Annotated in this window: 1 protein-coding gene; it reads left to right on the top strand. The window is 65.9% G+C overall.

The window, feature by feature from the left end; genetic code table 11:
* Nucleotides 1-4,729: beta strand repeat-containing protein (locus tag HMPREF3039_RS08225; RefSeq protein ID WP_147549388.1), on the top strand; the 4,729-nt coding region annotated here is incomplete at both ends.

Below are 4,729 nucleotides of genomic sequence, written 5' to 3'. Positions count from 1 at the left end.
ACCAGTTCCGCATTGACGATAGGGGAAGCCAACCTTTCCATCAGCGGTGGAACGTTCAATAATGCCTCCATTTATGCGGGCGGTCGAAAGGTCAACGGCACTTCCCTGACCACGGCCCTGGCCCATGTGACGATTGAGGGCGACACGGCCACATTTGAGGGTACGACGTCTATTTCCGGCCAGGGCCAGGGGGACGTGGTGACCAGGAGCGTGTTGAACCTCAACGGGGTGACCAGGGCTGACATGTTTACCAACGCGGCCATTACGGGCTTTGACGAAATCTCCGCGGGGGACGGGACGGACGCGGTGATTGCCAACGCGACGGTGCTGGACGGACGCGCCGCCTTTACCAAGAGCGGCACGGGCAAGCTCACGCTCTCCACGGCCACGGGCTACACCAACGCACTGACGGTCTCCGCCGGGGAGCTTCACTTCGGTCTGGCCGATGGCGTTGCCTTTGGCAGCTCCATCACCCTGGGCGCCGGGGCGCGTCTCACTTCGGCCGGGAGCATGACCCTCTCTGCGGCCTCGGGCCTGACGCTGGACCTCACGGGCATGGGTTCCTCGAGCGCCGCGCTCGTCCAGTCGGGCGGCACGCTCTCCTTCAATGCGGCCGGCACGCTCACGCTGACCATCAGCGGCGTGGACCAGACGATGGAAAACGACTACAAGCTCATCACCGCGGACAACTTCGGCACGCTGACGGCCAACAGCTTCCACTTCGACCCTTCGGGCCTCTCGGGCGACTACACCTACGCGCTGGAACTCACGGGCAACACGCTCTACCTGCGCGTCAAGGCGCTGGGAGAAGCCCTCAACTGGAACGGCGGAGCGGCGGGCACCTGGATGGCCGCGGGAGGCGGGGACATCTGGCTGGACAAGGACAGCACGGCCGTGGCCTACGACGGCACGAAGGCGGCCAGCTTTGAAAACCTGACCGGCGTCACCACCTCCACGGTCACCATCAGCGGGGATGTCAGCTCGCCGCGCATCACGGTCAACAACACGCAAGGGACGGAAGGAACCGCCTACCTCTTCTCGGGAGACGGAGCCATTGTGGACGGCACGGGCGCCACAGAACTGGTCAAGCGCGGCACGGGCGAGCTGACCATTGAAAACACCGGCACCAACACCTTCTCCGGAGGTACCACCATCATCGATGGGACCCTCAACCTCAACACCGCCCAGGGGCTGGGCACGGGTACGGTCACCCTCAACGGAGGCCGGCTGGTGCTCAACGTCACCGACGCCGACACTCCGGGCCTGGTTGCCACCAACGCGCTGGTCTTTGGCGGGGGCGCCTTCGTGTACGGCACGGGAGCCTCCCAGGACATCTCCGGCCTCATTGACGCGGCCAACAGCACGGAAGCCGTGCGCATCGACACCAACGGCAACGACATCTCCTGGGCCTCCTACAGCCAGGAACTGGGCAACGCGGCCCTCGTCAAGCTGGGCGGCGGCAGCCTGGACATCTCCGTCACCGCGGCATCCCAGGACACCACCACCTACACGGGAGCCATCAGCGTCACGGAAGGCCAGCTCACCTACAACATCACCCTGCCCGCGGGCTCCCAGGCCACGCGGGTGTGGAGCGGTGCCCTCTCCATCGCGCAGGGGGCCGCCCTGCAATTCAACGAAGCGCGCGCCGTCAACAGAACCACGGTGCTCACCCTCTCGGGAGCCATCAGCGGAGCCGGGGACCTCATCCTGGGAGACAAGGAAGCCCCCACCAACCCCGGCGGTGGGCGCTACCAGGTCAGCGGCAGCAACACCGGCTTCACGGGCACCTTCAAGCTGGTGGGCAACGGCACCAACACGGACTGGAACGAAGTGGGCTTCTCCAACGCCCAAGCCGTGGGAGGAGCCAGCCTGGAACTTGACGGGCGGGGCTTCTTTGTGGGCGGGGGCGACCCGGTAGGGGCCGACATCCACGTCACCGCGGCCGGAGGCTGGATCAACGGCAACTCCAACCAGACCCTCACTCTCTCCGGAGCCCTGACAGGTGAAACGGGAGCCAACCTGGGCCTGCCCGCCGGAGCGGGAGCTAATCCTACACTCACTGTGGTCTTCACGGGTGATCTGACCGGTTATGAAGGCACGCTGCACTCCGGCCAGGGACTTGGGACTCTGGCCCTGGGCGCGGGCGGTGCGGCCACCACGCTGGCAAGCGGGGAATTCATCCAGGCCGCCTCGCTGGGCGGGGCGGGCACCTTCCGGGTCAACTACAGCGGCACGGGCAAGGACCTGCTCTATGCGGGCGACATCATCGACACGGCCAAACTCGACGTCCAGGGCAGCGACAAGCTGGTGCTGACGGGAGCCAACACCAGCACGGGCGGCATGAGCATCGCCCAGAACTCGACCGTCCAGCTGGGAGACGGCAGCGGGGCCAACGCCGCCTGGGCCGGAACCATCAGCGGAGCGGGCAACCTGGTGGTCAACACCACGGGTACCTTCCTGGTGGGCGACAGGGCCAACAACCTGACCGGCACGCTCACGCTGGCCAGGGGAACGCTGGACCTGGACAATGCCGCGGCCGCCACCAACATCCTCATCCAATCCGGGGCGCTGAGCCAGGCGGGCGCCTACGCGGGAAATGCCGCCAACCGCGTCCATGTGGGAGCCGTGGCCAACTCGGGCAACATCGCCCTGGGCGGCCTGGACGCCTCCCAACTGGGCACGGTGGCCACGACCACCGCGGGAACCCAGCTCACCGGACTCAAGGCGGGCAGCACGTGGACAGTCAGCGGCGCCGACAATACGCTGGCGGTCAGTGCGGACAACCTCTCCGGCACCCCCTTCACGGGCACGGGCAGCCTCATCCAGTTTGACGGGGCCTCCGGCTCCATCGCCTTTGCGGAGGGCTCCACGCTCACGCTGGACCTCACCTCCGTGGCCGACGCCATGAAAACGGCCGGGGGCACGCTGGAAATCCTGCTGACCAACGGAACCATCACGGCGGAGCTGGCCGCCCTCAAAACCCACATTACCTCCAATCCGCTCTTCAGCGCGTTGGGCTTTGGCATCGTGGACGCGGACGGGGGCAACATCGTCATCTCCGGAGACACGGACCTCATCTACGTAGCCTCCGTGGACGGCACGGGCAGCGCGGATGCGCCCGTCAAAAACCAGGAACTCAACTTCTACCAGGCGGTCATCGTCAACGAAGACCTCTACGTGGAATCCGACGGGACCATGGTCATCAAAAACCTCACGGCCCCGGGAAGCGGAACCGGGCAGCAGGGCACGGGCAACCTCATCGTCACCAACACGGCGGACAACAAGGGAAGCATCGAGCTGCAAAACAACCTCTTCGACGGACCCACGGGAGTGGACACCAGCTTTGCGGGGGACATCACCGGCCTCAACGGGGCGGCGGCCAACACGGACCTGGTCAAGACGGGAGCCAACAAGCTCACGCTGACGGGAACGGTCAGCCTGGCCGGGGACATCATCGCCCAGCAGGGCGTCCTCCAGCTCGACGGCACGGCCGATGTGGAAACCCTGCGGCTTGACTCGGCGAATGAAGGAGCCCCGGCGTCCATCGGTATTGGTGGAAACACCACGGCCCAAACGCTGGCAGCCGGCACCTACGGCGGCACGCTGGACATCGGCACTTCCGGCACGCTCACCCTCACGGGGGCCACGGCGGCCCTGGGCAACACCGCCATCACCGGCAGCGGCACGCTGAAGCTGGCCCAAGGCTCCTCGCTGGAACTGGCAGCCAGCAGCTCTGTGGACGGAGTGCTGCTGGAGCTGGACGGCCAGCTCACCGCCAACAGCGACGGAAACGTCAGCGGCCTCACGGGAGCGGGAGCCCTCACGCTCAACGGGCACAACTTCACGGTCAACGCGGCCCAGGGAGCCGCCCACGTCTATGAAGGCTCGCTGGGAGAAGGAACGCTGACCGTCACCGGCAGCGGCTCCCAGACGCTGCGCGCCTCCGGGGCGGACACGGACCTCAACATCGACGGAGGCAACCTCGTCCTGCAGGGCAAGGCGGACACCGACGGGGCGGCGCTCAGTTACGCCGCGCTGGAAAACCGGGGCCATCTGACCATCCAGGCCAGCGACAACGCCATTAGCGCCCTCAACACCACCCTGAAGGTGGACGGGGCCACCTTTGGCAGCAACTCCACCACCACCTTCACGCTCAACTCCGACGGGAACCTGACGGAAAGCTTCATCCAGTCCTCCGGCAGCATCGTGGTGGAAAACGGAGCCTCCTTCCACGTCACCACACTGCCGGGAATCAACATCACCTGGAACCCGGGCAACCCGATGGAACTCTCGCTGATGGAACTCACTGGAACGGGAGACATCACGCTGGGGGACAACACGCTCACGGTAGGGGGCCTCTTCCTCACCTACTACAAAAACGCCCACCTGGTGCATGAAGGCAACAAAATCCTGCTCAAGGCCGAGGAACAAACCGACAACCCCTACGCGGCCCTGGCGGACACGGCCAACTCGCTGGCCGGGGCCAACCTGGTGTGGGGAGCGGCGCGTTCCGGCCAGGTGGACCAATACCTCACCGGCTTCCTCTCGGCCATCAACGACGATTTGATCAACAACCCCGGGGCGGTATCGCGCAAAATGGCCGCGGCGGCCGGTTCCACGGTCACCAGCCTCTCCATGGCCCAGAGGGACGCGCTGCGCGACCAGATGAGCTGGCTGCGCAACCGCACCAACCAGATGGGCGTCAACCCCGCCTACATCAACGAAGACC

The sequence above is a fragment of the Akkermansia sp. KLE1798 genome, assembly GCF_001580195.1.
Lineage (GTDB): Bacteria > Verrucomicrobiota > Verrucomicrobiia > Verrucomicrobiales > Akkermansiaceae > Akkermansia > Akkermansia biwaensis.
The sequence above is the reverse complement of the archived record's forward strand: the minus strand, read 5'-3'. Positions and strand labels throughout refer to the sequence as shown.